Origin of the sequence: Streptomyces sp. NPDC021096 (genome assembly GCF_040641275.1) — a bacterium.
Taxonomy (GTDB): Bacteria; Actinomycetota; Actinomycetes; order Streptomycetales; family Streptomycetaceae; genus Streptomyces.
Window position 1 is genome coordinate 767,630 of the sequence record NZ_JBFADG010000001.1, and the last position, 13,145, is coordinate 780,774.

The following is a 13,145-nucleotide window of genomic DNA, read 5'->3' on the forward strand; positions in this document are numbered from 1 at the left end:
ATTCCCCGTTTGAGCCTACATAGCGTTTTCCTATACGTAGGCCCTACACAATGGTATTTCAGGTCACCCTCATTCCCGCAGCCGATTTCCCGATGGGCGTCGACAAACGCGTAGACGGCATACGCATAAAAGCGGTCCGGGATCATCCGGATATGTCGTGGGACAATGCGCCGGGTAAAGTCGGGTGCGCCTGACGGGCGCCGCATATCGCGCGGCAGTCATCCGAACCGCCTACTCGTACTCCACCGGTAGTACGAGAAAGCCCGTACCCAAGTACGACGACGAAGGGCCCCGCGGCAGGCATGGTTGAGGGCATGGAGCACGAGGGGACCGAGCACAGAGCCGGGCGGGAACACGGGGGCGGAGCCGACTGCAGAGGCGGCTCGTGAGCGCGCTCGTGGTCTCGGTGCTGCTGTGTCTGGTGTCCGCCGTCTGCTACGCCGGGGCGGCCATCGTGCAGGAGCGCGTCGCCGCCACGGGCGGCGACGGCGCGTACGCCCCGCTGCGCCGGGCAAGGTGGTGGGCCGCGGTCGCGCTGACCGGTCTGGGCGCCGCCCTGCATGTGGTGGCGCTGGCGTACGGGCCGCTGAGCCTGGTGCAGCCGCTGGGCGCGCTCACCATCGTCTTCGCGCTGCCGATGGCCGCGCTGTTCGTCCACCGGCCCGTCGGGGCGGTGGGCTGGCGCGGCGCCTTCCTCGCGACGGCGGGTCTGGCGGGGCTGCTGAGCCTGACAGGGCCACCGAGCGCCGAGTCCATCGACGGCGCCCAACGCCCGGTGCTCGCCGCCGCGGTGCTGGCCGCGGTGGTCCTCCTTGCGCTCACCGCGCGCTGGACGCGCCGGCCCGTCGTACGCGGCGTGGTCCTGGCGACGGCGGCCGGTGCCGCCTTCGGCATGGGCTCGGTCTTCACCAAGGCCGTGGCCGAGGACTGGACCTCTCATGACGCGGACTTCGCCGGCCTGCTGCCGAGCTTCGGCGTCATCGCGCTGCTCGCCTCGGCCGGGATGCTGCTGTCACAGGCCTCCTACCGGGGCGCCGGCCTGGCCGCCCCGCTGGCGACCGTCACCGTCGTCAATCCGGTGGTGGCGGCCGTCGTCGGCATCGTGGGACTCGGCGAGGCCTTCCGCTACGGCGTGACCGGCGGTCTGCTGGCGGGTGCGGCGGGTGCGGTGGCCGCCGCCGGGGTGGTGACACTGACGCTGCAGAATGCGACCAGGGCGGCGGACGCGGGGGCCGATGCGCCCATCACCCCTGGTTCCGATGCGGTAGACGCCCCCACGGCCGATGGCGTAGGAGGGCCCCGGGTGCCCGGCGCCCGGCAGCCCGGGCGGTGTCTGGTTTCCACCCGTTCGGGCCCGAAGTCCCGCTGAGGGGCGGCCCACAGCGGTCAGGACCGCTCCGTCGCGACGCGGCATGGCGCCCGCGGGGCGGCACGCGTCACCATGGTGATCCGGCCGTCCCCCTCCCCAGGAGCCACCGTGGACTTCGACGTCGTCGTGGAGATCCCGCAAGGCAGCCGCAACAAATACGAGATGGACCATGACTCGGGACGCATCCGCCTCGACCGCATGCTGTTCACCTCGACCCGCTACCCGGCCGATTACGGCTACATCGACGGAACGCTCGGCGCCGACGGAGAGCCGCTGGACGCGCTCGTCCTGGCCGGTGACCCCACCTTCCCCGGCATCGTCATCCGCTGCCGTGCCATCGGGATGTTCCGGATGCGGGACGAACAGGGCGAGGACGACAAGGTGTTGTGCGTCCCCTCCGCCGACCCCCGCCACGAGCACCTCAGGGACCTCAGGCACCTGCCCGAGTTCGACCGGCTGGAGATCCAGCACTTCTTCGAGGTCTACAAGGCCCTCGAACCGGGCAAGTCCGTCGTCGCCGCCTGCTGGGCCGGCCGCGACGCCGCCGTCACGGAGATCGTCGCCTCCCGGGTGCGCGCCGAGCGGGCGGGGGAGAGCGCCTTGTGGTGACGCGGTAGCGGCACCGTGATGCGGTAGACAGGGGCCATGGCCACGACCGACCGGCGGGCCGGACCCGCCCCCGGCGCCACGGACACCCCGTCCCCGCACCGCCGCGACACCCGCCTCGCGGCCGTCGCCCTCGCCTACGCGGCCCTCCAACTGTGCTACGCGGTGGCCCACATGCACCTCGGCTGGGACGAGAGCGTCTACCTCTCCCAGGTGGACCCGCGCCACCCCGCCGCCTACTTCAGCGCGCCCCGCTCGCGCGGCATCACCCTCCTCGTCGCGCCCGTCATCGCCGTCACCTCCTCCACCACCGCCCTGCGCGTGACGCTGGCGCTGCTCTCCTCCGCCGCCCTGTACGCCGCGTTCGCGGTGTGGCAGCCGCTGCTCGGCCGGGCCCGCGTCGCCCTCGCCGGGCTGCTGTTCGCCGGACTGTGGATCACCGTCCTCAGCGGCCCCGAGGTCATGCCCAACCTCTGGGTCGCACTGGCCTCCGTCGCCGCGGTGGGCTGGTTCCTCAGGGCCCGCCACGACGGCCCCGGCCGCCGCAGGGCCCTCGTGGCCCTGGCCGCCTCGCTCGCCGCCGTCGCGCTCCTGCGCGCCCCCGACGCCGGCTGGCTCGCCCTGCCCCTGCTCGCCGTCTGCGCGGGCGTACGACAGTGGCGGCGCCCCGCCACCGTGGCCGCCGTCGCCGGCGGGCTCGCGGCGGGCGGTGCCCAGTGGGTGGCCGAGGCGTACGCGCGCTTCGGCGGCATCGGCCGGCGGCTGTCGGTCTCCAGCGGCACCGAAGGCGGCATGGGCGAGCACCCGGGCGCCGGGCTGCGCGCCGCCTACCGGGCCCTCAACGGACCCCAGCTGTGCCGCCCTTGCCACATCGCGGGCCCCTCCCTCACCCACGCCCTGTGGTGGCTGCTGCTGCCCGCCCTCACCGCGGCGGCGTGCGCCCTCGCGCTGACCGGCCGCCGCCGCGCGCGGGGCGCCGCCGTCACCCTCCTGCCGGCGGCCTGCGCCCTGGCCCTCGCCGCGCCCTATCTGCTGCTGCTCGACTACTCCGCGCCGCGCTTCCTGCTCCCCGCCTACGCGCTGCTCGCCCTGCCCGTGGCCGACCTGGCCCTCCATGCGGCGGGTACGGCCCGGAGAGGCCGCGCCCGGCTCGCCGTGTCCGTACTGCTGTGCGCCGTGCTGGCCGCCCATCTCGCCGTGCAGGACCGGGAACTGCGGGTCAACACCGCCGACGCCCGTGACACCGCCGTGCGTTACCACCGCGCCGCCCAGGAGCTGGGCCGGCTCGGGCTGACGGCCCCGTGCCTGGTCACGGGGCCCCGCGCACAGCCCGTGGCCTACGCGGCGGGCTGTGCGTCCGCCCAGATCACCGGCAACAACCGCTCGCACTCCGCCGCCGACATCGTCCGCAGGGCCTCCCGTATCCCGACGGCACTTCTGTTCGACACCAAGGACCCCTACCTGCCGTCCTACGCGCGCGATTGGCGCCCCCACCGCCTGCCGGGCACCGACTGGCTCGCCTACCTCCCCTAGCGGCCGGGCACCGTCAGGCCTGGCGCAGCAGCGCGGCCAGGTCGCTGTCCACGTCGAGCTGGCCGCCCTCGCCGCCCGCGGGCACCAGGGCGTACGACCGCGCCAGGAAGGAGCGCAGCTCGGGGGTGTCGATCTGCACCATGGCCACCCCTTCCTGCGCGTGGAACTCCAGCACCGTGCGGTGCGGCCCGCAGGGCCACACCCGTACGTCGCCGCCGCCCGCCGAGCGCAGCAGCCCACGGGCCAGCAGGTCGCGGGCGAAGGCCCATTCGACCTCCGCGCCGTCCAGCGAGGCCGCCGCGGGGAAGGCGATGCGTACGGCGAACGGGTCGGTGCGCTCGTACCGGAGGTGTGCGGGGACCGTCCGGGACGGCGGGGCCGACGCGATGATCCGTGCCTGGACAGGCTGTTCGATGACAGTGGACAACGCCAGCTCCCTTGCGATTGTTTTCCGGGTGGTGCGCTTCCGTGCCGCGTGCGACGTCCGCTCTACGACCGACTTCTCTTCTCCGGTGGGTGAGACGGTCGATCGATCGCGGTAGTGCACATGAATCCAGCGTGAGCTGCGTCACTTGCCTTGAAAAAGAAGACATTTGCCTTCTAGGTCTACGAACTCAAAGGAATACCCCAAGCATGGGCGGAACCATGCCGTCCGTCTGTGATTTCGGATGCTCAGGGATCAGGACCGCGTGTGGGGGTCGTGCGGTTTCACTGACGGACAGGAAGAACCGCCAGTACCTCCCAGCCGCCCCCGGCGACCGGCCCCGCCGTCAGCGAACCGCCGATGGCGTCCGCCCGTTCGGCGATGCCCACGAGGCCGAGCCCGCCGCCGTCCTGAGGGGCGCGCGGGCCGGACGTGTGCGCGGGGTCGCCGTCGTCGCGCACGGACACGAACAGCCGTTCCCCCGACCGTCGTAGCGTCACCTCCACGGCGGACGCGTCCGGACTGTGCCGGTCCGCGTTGGCCAGGCCCTCGCCCACGATGCGGTGCACGGAGGCGGCGAGCTCGGGCGCGAGCCCCGCGTCGAAACCGGGCTCGACGCTCAGGGTGACCCGCGCGCCCGGGTGGCCCTCGCGGAAGCCGTCGACCAGCTCGGCGGTGCGCTCCAGACCGGGCAGCGGACCGCGCCGGGCCTGGTCCTGCTGCAGCACCTTCAGCAGCCGCCGGGCCGAGGTCATCGCCTCGTCGCCCGCCTCCTGGATGTCGCGCAGCGACGCCGCGACGCGCTCGTCCCGCGCGAGCGAGCCGGTGGCCTTGGCCAGCAGCGTCATCGCCGCCACGTGATGGGCGACGAAGTCGTGCAGCTCGCCCGCCAGCTCCAGACGCTCGGCCTCGCGCGCGGCGGCCACCGCCCGGGCGCGCTCGACGTCGCGGTGGCGCAGGCACAGGCCCGCCGCCGTCACCACCGCCACCACCAGGGCGTACGCGACGACGGTGGCGCTCAGCGCCTCCGCGTCCCGCACCGGAGCGGCGAGCACCCCCACGGCCAGCCCCGTCCCCAGCGGCACCGCCGTCCGCACCGGGGTGCGCCAGGCGACCACGCCCAGCAGCACGAGCAGGGCGGCGCTCTCGGTGATCCCCCAGGCCGGCACGTGCTGCCCGGCCACCAGCAGATAGCCGGTCGCCGCCCAGGACACCGCCACAGCCGCCGCCGCCCGCGCGGCCAGCTGCGCCCACGGCAGGACGCAGGCCGCCACCAGGAGTCCTGCGACCCAGACCACCAGGTGCGCGTGATGGCCGCCCGGAGAAGAGGAGTAGGCCGCCCCCCGGCTCAGCACCCGGCCCTCGATCATCCACAGCCCGCCCAGGACCGCCAGCAGCCAGCCGCGGCCGCGCAGCGCCTGCCGCGGGGCGCGCAGCACGGCCGGCGCGGTGCGCGGGGACGGCAGGGACGGCAAGGGGAGCTGGGCCATGGGCCCACGCTAGGCGGCAGGACCGGCCGTCCGGATCGTCCGTACGGCCACACACCATGGCCGAAAGGATGAATCTTCGACGTTCCCGCATTCCATGGACGGCCCCGCCGGGCTCCGCTAGCTTCCGGCCTCATGAGACGCATGGGGAACAAGGGGAAGACAGGCACGGCACTGCGCATCCTGCTCGCGGGGGCGTCCGTAGCGGCGCTCGCCCTGGCCGGGACGGCGCCGGCGCACGCCGGGCAGCGGCCCGCGCCCCGCCTGTCCTGGGAGGCGAAGGACAGCGGCACCGACGCCCGCTTCCGGGGGCTCGCGGCGGTCGGCCGCTCCACGGCGTGGGTGGCGGGCACCAAGGGCACGGTGCTGCTCACCCGGGACGGCGGCCGCCGCTGGCGCGACGTCTCCCCGCCCGGCGCGGGCGAGCTGGAGTTCCGGGACGTGGCGGCCTTCGACGCGCGGCACGCGGTCGTCCTGGCCATCGGCGAGGGCGAGGCCTCGCGGATCTACCGCACGGACGACGGCGGCGCCAGCTGGACGCAGGCGTTCCGCAACACCGACCCGAAGGCCTTCTACGACTGCGTGACCTTCTTCGACCGGCGCAACGGCATAGCGCTGGGCGACCCGGTCGACGGAAAGTTCCGGGTCCTGGCCACCGGGGACGGCGGCCGCAGCTGGCGGGTGCTGCCCTCCGACGGCATGCCGTCGGCCCTGCCCGGCGAGGCGGCGTTCGCCGCGAGCGGCCAGTGCGTGGTGAGCTCCGGCCGCCGGGACGCGTGGATCGCCACCGGCGGCGGCGCCGCCTCCCGCGTGCTGCACTCCGCCGACCGGGGCCGCACCTGGACCGTCACCCAGGCGCCCGTACCGGCCGGGGACCCGGCGCGCGGCGTCTTCGCCCTCGCCTTCCGCGACCGGACCCACGGCCTGGCCGTCGGCGGCGACTACCGCGCCGGCAAGCCCTCCGATCGGGCGGCCGCCGTCACCGCGGACGGCGGCGCCACCTGGAGCCCGGCCGGCCGCCCGCCCGCCGCCTACCGCTCCGGCGTCGCCTGGCTGCCGCACGGCCGCGCCACGGCCCTCGCCGTCGGCCCGACCGGCAGCGAGGTCACCACGGACGGCGGCCGCACCTGGACCGGCTTCGACTCCGGCTCGTACGACACGGTCGACTGCGCGCCCGACGGCGGCTGCTGGGCGGCGGGGGAGAAGGGACGGACGGCCCGGCTCCGGGTGCGCTCAGGAGGGTAGTTCCTGGCGGTACTGCTCCAGCGCCGACGCGGTCTTCGTCGGAATGAACTCGGTGACGGTGTACTCGCACACCCCCGCCACCGTGAAGGGGTCGCTCCGGGTGATCTCCTCGATCTTCGCCCGGTCGTCGCCGAGGGCCAGGATGATCCCGCCGTCGCGCGGCACCTTCCGGCCGGAGGCGATGAAGACGCCGGACGCGTAGTGCGCGTCCAGCCAGGCGACGTGCTCTTGGAGGGCGGCGTCGATCCGCTCGATCGGCGCGATGTAGGTCAGCTCCAGTACGAACATGATCGACAGGCTACGCCGCCGGCCGGCGGGGGTGCCCGCCGACCGGCGCGACGCGCCCGTCGCCTACCGTGGGGCCATCATGAGCGACGCATACGACCTGCCGCCCGACTGGCCCACGACGGAGATGGAAGCGAGGGCCGTCCAGGACGAGTTGCGGGGCCGGGTGGTCCTGGACGAGCCTGGCCCGCCGCCCGGCGGACCCCTGGTCGTGGCCGGCGTGGACGTCGCCTACGACGACGGGCGCGACCTCGTCGCGGCGGCCGCCGTGGCGCTCGACGCGCTCACCCTCGAGGTCGTCGGCGAGGCCACCGCGACCGGCCGCGTCTCCTTCCCCTACGTCCCCGGCCTGCTCGCCTTCCGCGAGATCCCCGCCGTGCTCGCCGCCCTGGACCGCCTGCCCGTCACCCCCGGCCTGGTCGTCTGCGACGGCTACGGGCTCGCCCACCCGCGTCGCTTCGGCCTGGCCTCCCATCTCGGCGTGCTCACCGGCCTGCCCACGATCGGCGTCGCCAAGAACCCCTTCACCTTCCGCCACGAACCGCCCGGCCCGCACCGCGGCGACGCCTCCCCGCTGCTGGACGGCGAGGAGGAGGTCGGCCGCGCCCTGCGCACCCAACAGGGCGTCAAACCGGTCTTCGTCTCGGTCGGCCACCGCGTGAGCCTGGACCACGCGTGCGCCCACACCCTGCGCCTGTCCCCGCGCTACCGCATCCCGGAGACCACGCGCGCCGCCGACTCGCTGTGCCGGCGCGCCCTGCTCGCCGGCGGATAGCCCGTACGCCCCGACGGGATTGCGCGCGCCCCGCGCGGGCAGCTTTCCCGGGAGCCGTCGCCGGCCCCGGGGAGGGGCCGGGCGCACCCGACGGCGCGGCAGGGACAGGGGAAGGCGGGCGCACGATGCACGACGAGGCGGGCCTTAAAGCACGGGCGGGCGGCACCACCGCCTGGATCAGCCCCTCCACCGGGAAGGCCGTGGGGACGTTCCCGCCGCGCCGCGGCGTCGGGGACCCGGCCGACGGCCCGGGGCGGTCGTGACCGTGCCGCTGCCCGTGCCCCTGACCGGTGTGGTGCCCCCGCTGTGCACTCCGCTCACCCCCGCCGGGGACGTCGACGCCCGCTCGCTCGCCGCCCACGTCGAACGCCTGCTCGCCGCCGGCGTCGACGCCGTCTTCGCCCTCGGGACCAGTGGCGAGAGCGCCCATCTGAGCGACGCCCAGCGCCGGGACGCCCTGCGCGCCACCGTCGACGCCGTCGCCGGGCGGGTGCCCGTCCTGGCCGGTGTCATCGACATGACCACCGCCCGCGTCCTGGAACACGCCCGCGCCGCCGCCGGGCTCGGCGCGGACGCGCTCGTCGCCACCGCCCCCTTCTACGCCGGCACCCACCCGGCCGAGACCGCCGCCCACTACCGCCGGGTGCGGGACGCCGTCGACCTGCCGCTCGTCGCCTACGACATCCCCTCCGCCGTCCACACCAAGCTCGCCGCGCCGACGTTGCTCGAACTCGCCGCGGACGGGACGCTGGCCGGGCTCAAGGACAGCAGCGGCGACCTCGGCGCCCTGCGCCGCCTGCTCCTCGCCCTGCGCGGGCACGGCCTCGACCGCACCTTCGCCGTCCTGACCGGCTCCGAACTGACCGTCGACGCGGCCCTGCTGGCCGGGGCGCACGGCGTGGTGCCCGGCCTGGGCAACGTGGACCCGGCCGGCTACGTACGGCTGTACGAGCACGCCCGCGCCGGGCGCTGGGCCGAGGCGGCCGCCGAACAGGACCGGCTCGCGGCGCTGTTCGCGCTGGTGGACGCGGGCGACCCGGCCGAGATGAGCGGCAGCGCGGCCGCCCTGGGCGGCTTCAAGGCGGCGCTGCACCTGCTGGGCGTCATCGACTGCCCGGCGACGGCGGCACCGCTGCGGCCGCTGCCGGCGGAGGCGGTGGCGGCGGTACGGCGACTGCTGGTGGAGGCCGGGTTGCTGTGACCGGGGCTCCGCCCCGGACCCCGGGCCGCGCTGCGCGCGGTGGCCTCAAACGCCGGCCGGGCTGGATTTCCCCGAGCCGCATATCGTGTCCCCATGTCCCGAAAAACCGTGCGTGAATTCGCCCTCTCCCTCCCCGGCGCCGTCGAAGAGTTCCCCTGGGGCGAGGACGCGGTGGTCAAGGTCAACAAGAAGATCTTCGTCTTCCTCGGCGACGAGCAGAACACCGATTCCCCCGCCATCTCCGTCAAGCTCAAGGACGAGGAGGCCCACGGCCACGCCCTGGCCGTACCCGGAGCCGTCCCCACCTCCTACGGCCTGGGCCGGCACGGCTGGGTGACGATCCCTCTGACCGGCGGCGGCGCCCCCGCCGAGCTGCTCTGCGACTGGGTCGAGGAGAGCTACCGCACCATCGCCCCCAAGCGGCTCGTCGCCGAACTCGACGCCGGCTGACGGCGTACGGGGCCCGCCAGGGGGCTTGTGGACGGTGGAACACGTTCTTAACATCACGAGTGTTACAGCGGTTATGTCATAAGAGACCGGACGTGGGGGCCGCATGGCAGGCGCAGGGAACGGTCCGCTCACCAGAGTGCGCGTGGTCGAGCTCGCGGGGATCGGGCCCGGCCCGTTCGCCGCGATGCTGCTCGCCGACCTCGGCGCCGACGTGGTCCGCGTCGACCGCCCCGGCGGCCAGGGGCTGCACATCGACCCGGCGTACGACGTCACCAACCGCAACAAGCGCTCGGTCCTGGTCGACCTCAAGGCGCCGGACGGCCCGCGCACCGTGCTCGACCTCGCCGAGCGGGCCGACGTCCTGATCGAGGGCTACCGCCCCGGCGTCGCCGAGCGCCTGGGCGTCGGCCCCCGCGAGGCCCTCGCCCGCAACCCCGCCCTGGTCTACGGGCGCATGACCGGCTGGGGGCAGGACGGGCCCCTCGCCCGCACCGCCGGGCACGACATCGGCTACATCGCCCTCACCGGCGCCCTCGGCATGACCGGCCCCGCCGACGGCCCGCCCGTCGCCCCGGCCAACCTCCTGGGCGACTACGCCGGCGGCTCCCTCTACCTCGTCATCGGCGTCCTCGCCGCCCTCCAGCACGCCCGCGCCCACGGCGCCGGCCAGGTCGTCGACGCCGCCATCGTCGACGGCACCGCCCACCTCACCGCCATGCTGCACGGCATGATGGCGGCCGGCGGCTGGCAGGACCGGCGCGCGGCCAACCTCCTCGACGGCGGCGCGCCCTTCTACGGCACCTACGAGACCTCCGACGGCGGCCACATGGCGGTCGGCGCGCTGGAGCCCCGGTTCTGGGCCGAGTTCACCCGCCTCCTGGGGATCGAGGAGGCCGCGCCCGACCGTGCGGACCCCGCCCGCTGGGACGAGCTGCGCACCGTCATCGCCGAGCGCTTCCGCGGCCGTACCCGCGCCGAGTGGACCGAGGTGTTCGAGGGGTCGGACGCGTGCGTGGCGCCCGTGCTGTCGCTGCGCGAGGCCCCCGGGCACCCGCACCTGGCCGCGCGCGGCACCTTCGCCGACCACGACGGCGTCACCCAGCCCGCCCCCGCCCCGCGCTTCTCCGCCACCCCCACCTCCCTGCGCCGCCCGCCCGCACGGCCCGGCGCGGACACCGCCGAGGTGGCGCGCGACTGGGGCGTCCCCGGACTTCAGCAGCCCGCGCCCCGGAAAGGCAGCGAGAATTCATGAAGCGTCAGATCTTCACCCCCGACCACGAGGCCTTCCGCGCGACGGTCCGCACCTTCCTGGACAAGGAGGTGATCCCGCACCACGAGCGCTGGGAGGAGGAGGGCATCGTCTCCCGCGACGCCTGGCTCGCGGCCGGCCGGCAGGGCCTGCTCGGGCTCGCCGTGCCCGAGGAGTACGGCGGCGGGGGCAACACCGACTTCCGCTACAGCGCCGTGCTCACCGAGGAGTTCATCCGCGCCGGGGCCTCCGGCCTGGCGATCGGGCTGCACAACGACATCGTCGGCCCGTATCTGACCACGCTCGCCACCGAGGAGCAGAAGCGCCGCTGGCTGCCCGGCTTCTGCACGGGCGAGACCATCACGGCCATCGCCATGACCGAGCCCGGGGCGGGCTCCGACCTCCAGGGCATCCGTACCGTCGCCGAGGACCGCGGCGACCACTGGCTGCTGAACGGCTCCAAGACCTTTATCTCCAACGGCATCCTCGCCGACCTGGTGGTCGTCGTGGCCAGGACGACGCCGGAGGGCGGCGCCAAGGGGCTGAGCCTGCTGGTGGTCGAGCGGGGCACGCCGGGCTTCGAGCGGGGCCGCAACCTCGACAAGATCGGGCAGAAGGCCCAGGACACCGCCGAGCTGTTCTTCGACGACGTCCGCGTCCCCAAGGAGAACCTGCTCGGCGAGCGCGACGGGGCGTTCGTGCACCTGATGACCAACCTCCCGCAGGAGCGGCTGAGCATCGCCGTCGCCGCGATCGCCGGGGCCGAGCACCTGCTGGAGACGACCACCCGCTACGTCAAGGAGCGCGAGGCGTTCGGCCGGCCGCTGGCCAAGCTCCAGCACATCCGCTTCGAGATCGCCGAGATGGCCACCGAGTGCGCCGTCACCCGCGCCTTCCTCGACCGCTGCGTCACCGACCACGACCGTGGCGAGCTCGACGCGGTGCACGCCTCCATGGCCAAGTGGTGGGCGACCGAGCTGCAGAAGCGCGTCGCCGACCGCTGTCTGCAACTGCACGGGGGATATGGCTATATGACCGAATACCGGGTCGCCAAGGCCTTCACCGACGGCCGGATCCAGACGATCTACGGTGGCACGACGGAGATCATGAAGGAGATCATCGGCCGCTCCCTGCTCTCCTGACCCGCTTCCCCCCCCGGACCTCTTGAAAGGCTTACGACCTTGAGCACCGAAGCGTACGTATACGACGCGATCCGCACCCCGCGCGGCCGCGGCAAGGCCAACGGCGCCCTGCACGGCACCAAGCCCATCGACCTCGTCGTCGGCCTGATCCACGAACTGCGGCGCCGCTTCCCGGACCTGGACCCGGCCGCGATCGACGACATCGTGCTCGGCGTCGTCAGCCCCGTCGGCGACCAGGGCTCCGACATCGCCCGCATCGCCGCCATCGCCGCCGGGCTCCCCGACACGGTGGCGGGCGTCCAGGAGAACCGCTTCTGTGCCTCGGGCCTGGAGGCCGTCAACCTCGCCGCGGCCAAGGTCCGCTCCGGCTGGGAGGACCTCGTCCTCGCCGGCGGCGTGGAGTCGATGTCCCGGGTGCCCATGGCCTCCGACGGGGGCGCCTGGTTCGCGGACCCGATGACCAACTTCGACGTCAACTTCGCACCCCAGGGCATCGGCGCCGACCTGATCGCCACGCTGGAGGGCATCTCCCGGCTCGGCGTCGACACCTTCGCCGCCCGCTCCCAGGAACTGGCCGCCGCGGCGTGGAAGGAGGGCCGCTTCGACCGCTCCGTCGTGCCGGTGCGCGACCGCAACGGCCTGGTCGTCCTCGACCGCGACGAGCACATCCGCCCCGGCACCACCGCCGAGACCCTCGCCGCCCTCAAGCCGTCCTTCGCGGCCATCGGCGAGCAGGGCGGCTTCGACGCCGTGGCGCTGCAGCAGTACCACTGGGTGGAGAAGATCGACCACGTCCACCACGCCGGGAACTCCTCCGGCATCGTCGACGGCGCCGCGCTCGTCGCCATCGGCAACCGCGAGGTCGGCGAGCGCCACGGGATGCGGCCCCGGGCCCGCATCGTCGCCGGCGCCGTCTCCGGCTCCGACCCCACGATCATGCTCACCGGCCCGGCCCCCGCCACGCGCAAGGCGCTCGCCAAGGCCCGGCTGACCATCGACGACATCGACCTCATCGAGGTCAACGAGGCCTTCGCGGCCGTGGTGCTGCGCTTCGCCAAGGACATGGGGATCGGGCTGGAGCGCATCAACGTCAACGGCGGTGCCATCGCGATGGGGCACCCGCTGGGCGCGACCGGGGCGATGCTGCTCGGGACGGTCGTCGACGAGCTGGAGCGGCGGGGCGGACGGTACGGGCTGATCACGCTGTGCGTGGGAGGTGGGATGGGGGTCGCGACGATCGTCGAGCGCCTCTAGCGCGGCTCCGGGGGCATTCCCCTACCGCCCCTTCCCTCCCCCAGCTACCGCGGGGAGGCGCCCCCATGGGGGGGGGGGGGGCGGGCGCGCCCCCGGGGCGGCGGGCGCGGGGGGGGGGGGAGGGA

General features: G+C 74.4%; 14 protein-coding genes. 11 read left to right on the plus strand and 3 right to left on the minus strand.

From position 1 onward, the window contains the following. Positions 1–385 precede the first annotated feature (385 nt). From AB0G59_RS03515 to AB0G59_RS03525, 3 genes are all read left to right on the plus strand, one after another. On the plus strand, positions 386–1,369 hold the full coding sequence (locus AB0G59_RS03515; RefSeq protein ID WP_360907491.1) for a DMT family transporter: 984 nt from the start codon (positions 386–388) through the stop codon (positions 1,367–1,369). 108 nt (positions 1,370–1,477) lie between these two features. Further along, complete coding sequence (locus tag AB0G59_RS03520; protein ID WP_360907493.1) at positions 1,478–1,978, plus strand: inorganic diphosphatase; 501 nt, start codon at positions 1,478–1,480, stop codon at positions 1,976–1,978. 36 nt (positions 1,979–2,014) lie between these two features. Beyond that, a complete protein-coding gene (locus AB0G59_RS03525; RefSeq protein WP_360907496.1) occupies positions 2,015–3,508 on the plus strand; it encodes a hypothetical protein in 1,494 nt (497 codons plus the stop codon). Between the two features lie 13 nt (positions 3,509–3,521). On the opposite strand, the gene AB0G59_RS03530 is transcribed toward AB0G59_RS03525, so the two are convergent. Together AB0G59_RS03530 and AB0G59_RS03535 are read right to left on the minus strand one after the other, a co-directional pair. Further along, complete coding sequence (locus tag AB0G59_RS03530; protein ID WP_071965439.1) at positions 3,522–3,935, minus strand: SsgA family sporulation/cell division regulator; 414 nt, start codon at positions 3,933–3,935, stop codon at positions 3,522–3,524. A gap of 281 nt (positions 3,936–4,216) precedes the next feature. Continuing rightward, positions 4,217–5,422, minus strand: coding sequence for a histidine kinase (locus AB0G59_RS03535; RefSeq protein WP_360907498.1), 1,206 nt, complete (start codon positions 5,420–5,422; stop codon positions 4,217–4,219). 141 nt (positions 5,423–5,563) lie between these two features. Between AB0G59_RS03535 and AB0G59_RS03540 the strand changes: the two genes are divergently transcribed. Beyond that, positions 5,564–6,664, plus strand: a complete 1,101-nt coding sequence (locus AB0G59_RS03540) for an oxidoreductase (protein WP_360907500.1) — start codon at positions 5,564–5,566, stop codon at positions 6,662–6,664. Here the strand turns inward: AB0G59_RS03540 and AB0G59_RS03545 are convergent. Continuing rightward, positions 6,653–6,952, minus strand: a complete 300-nt coding sequence (locus AB0G59_RS03545; RefSeq protein WP_360907502.1) for a YciI family protein — start codon at positions 6,950–6,952, stop codon at positions 6,653–6,655. The genes AB0G59_RS03540 and AB0G59_RS03545 overlap by 12 nt on opposite strands. Positions 6,953–7,031: 79 nt before the next feature. Here AB0G59_RS03545 and AB0G59_RS03550 point away from each other — a divergent pair, with 79 nt between their 5' ends. The 7 genes from AB0G59_RS03550 (at position 7,032) to AB0G59_RS03580 (ending at position 13,020) form a co-directional block, all read left to right on the plus strand. Further along, complete coding sequence (locus AB0G59_RS03550; protein WP_360907595.1) at positions 7,032–7,724, plus strand: endonuclease V; 693 nt, start codon at positions 7,032–7,034, stop codon at positions 7,722–7,724. Between the two features lie 125 nt (positions 7,725–7,849). Next, positions 7,850–7,987 carry a hypothetical protein gene (locus AB0G59_RS03555; RefSeq protein ID WP_360907504.1) on the plus strand — a complete coding sequence of 46 codons (138 nt, stop codon included), beginning with the start codon at positions 7,850–7,852 and terminating at the stop codon, positions 7,985–7,987. Between the two features lie 2 nt (positions 7,988–7,989). Continuing rightward, complete coding sequence (locus AB0G59_RS03560) at positions 7,990–8,925, plus strand: dihydrodipicolinate synthase family protein (protein ID WP_360907597.1); 936 nt, start codon at positions 7,990–7,992, stop codon at positions 8,923–8,925. 93 nt (positions 8,926–9,018) lie between these two features. Next, positions 9,019–9,375, plus strand: a complete 357-nt coding sequence (locus AB0G59_RS03565; protein WP_360907506.1) for an MmcQ/YjbR family DNA-binding protein — start codon at positions 9,019–9,021, stop codon at positions 9,373–9,375. A 103-nt stretch (positions 9,376–9,478) separates the two neighbouring features. Beyond that, entirely contained in the window at positions 9,479–10,627 is a 1,149-nt protein-coding gene (locus AB0G59_RS03570) for a CaiB/BaiF CoA-transferase family protein (RefSeq protein ID WP_360907508.1), read from the plus strand. After that, entirely contained in the window at positions 10,624–11,766 is a 1,143-nt protein-coding gene (locus AB0G59_RS03575; protein ID WP_360907510.1) for an acyl-CoA dehydrogenase family protein, read from the plus strand. The genes AB0G59_RS03570 and AB0G59_RS03575 overlap by 4 nt, the downstream gene beginning before the upstream one ends. 39 nt (positions 11,767–11,805) lie before the next feature. Beyond that, the gene (locus AB0G59_RS03580; RefSeq protein ID WP_360907512.1) at positions 11,806–13,020 is read left to right on the plus strand and encodes an acetyl-CoA C-acetyltransferase; all 1,215 of its coding nucleotides are present in this window, start codon (positions 11,806–11,808) and stop codon (positions 13,018–13,020) included. Positions 13,021–13,145: the final 125 nt, after the last annotated feature.

Excerpts from the sequence above, each read along its gene's own strand:
- AB0G59_RS03545 (WP_360907502.1), bottom strand. The coding sequence starts at position 6,952 with ATGTTCGTACTGGAGCTGACCTACATCGCGCCGATCGAGCGGATCGAC.
- AB0G59_RS03570 (WP_360907508.1), top strand. The coding sequence starts at position 9,479 with ATGGCAGGCGCAGGGAACGGTCCGCTCACCAGAGTGCGCGTGGTCGAG.
- AB0G59_RS03525 (WP_360907496.1), top strand. The coding sequence starts at position 2,015 with ATGGCCACGACCGACCGGCGGGCCGGACCCGCCCCCGGCGCCACGGAC.
- AB0G59_RS03565 (WP_360907506.1), top strand. The coding sequence starts at position 9,019 with ATGTCCCGAAAAACCGTGCGTGAATTCGCCCTCTCCCTCCCCGGCGCC.
- AB0G59_RS03550 (WP_360907595.1), top strand. The coding sequence starts at position 7,032 with ATGAGCGACGCATACGACCTGCCGCCCGACTGGCCCACGACGGAGATG.
- AB0G59_RS03535 (WP_360907498.1), bottom strand. The coding sequence starts at position 5,422 with ATGGCCCAGCTCCCCTTGCCGTCCCTGCCGTCCCCGCGCACCGCGCCG.
- AB0G59_RS03575 (WP_360907510.1), top strand. The coding sequence starts at position 10,624 with ATGAAGCGTCAGATCTTCACCCCCGACCACGAGGCCTTCCGCGCGACG.
- AB0G59_RS03555 (WP_360907504.1), top strand. The coding sequence starts at position 7,850 with ATGCACGACGAGGCGGGCCTTAAAGCACGGGCGGGCGGCACCACCGCC.
- AB0G59_RS03540 (WP_360907500.1), top strand. The coding sequence starts at position 5,564 with ATGGGGAACAAGGGGAAGACAGGCACGGCACTGCGCATCCTGCTCGCG.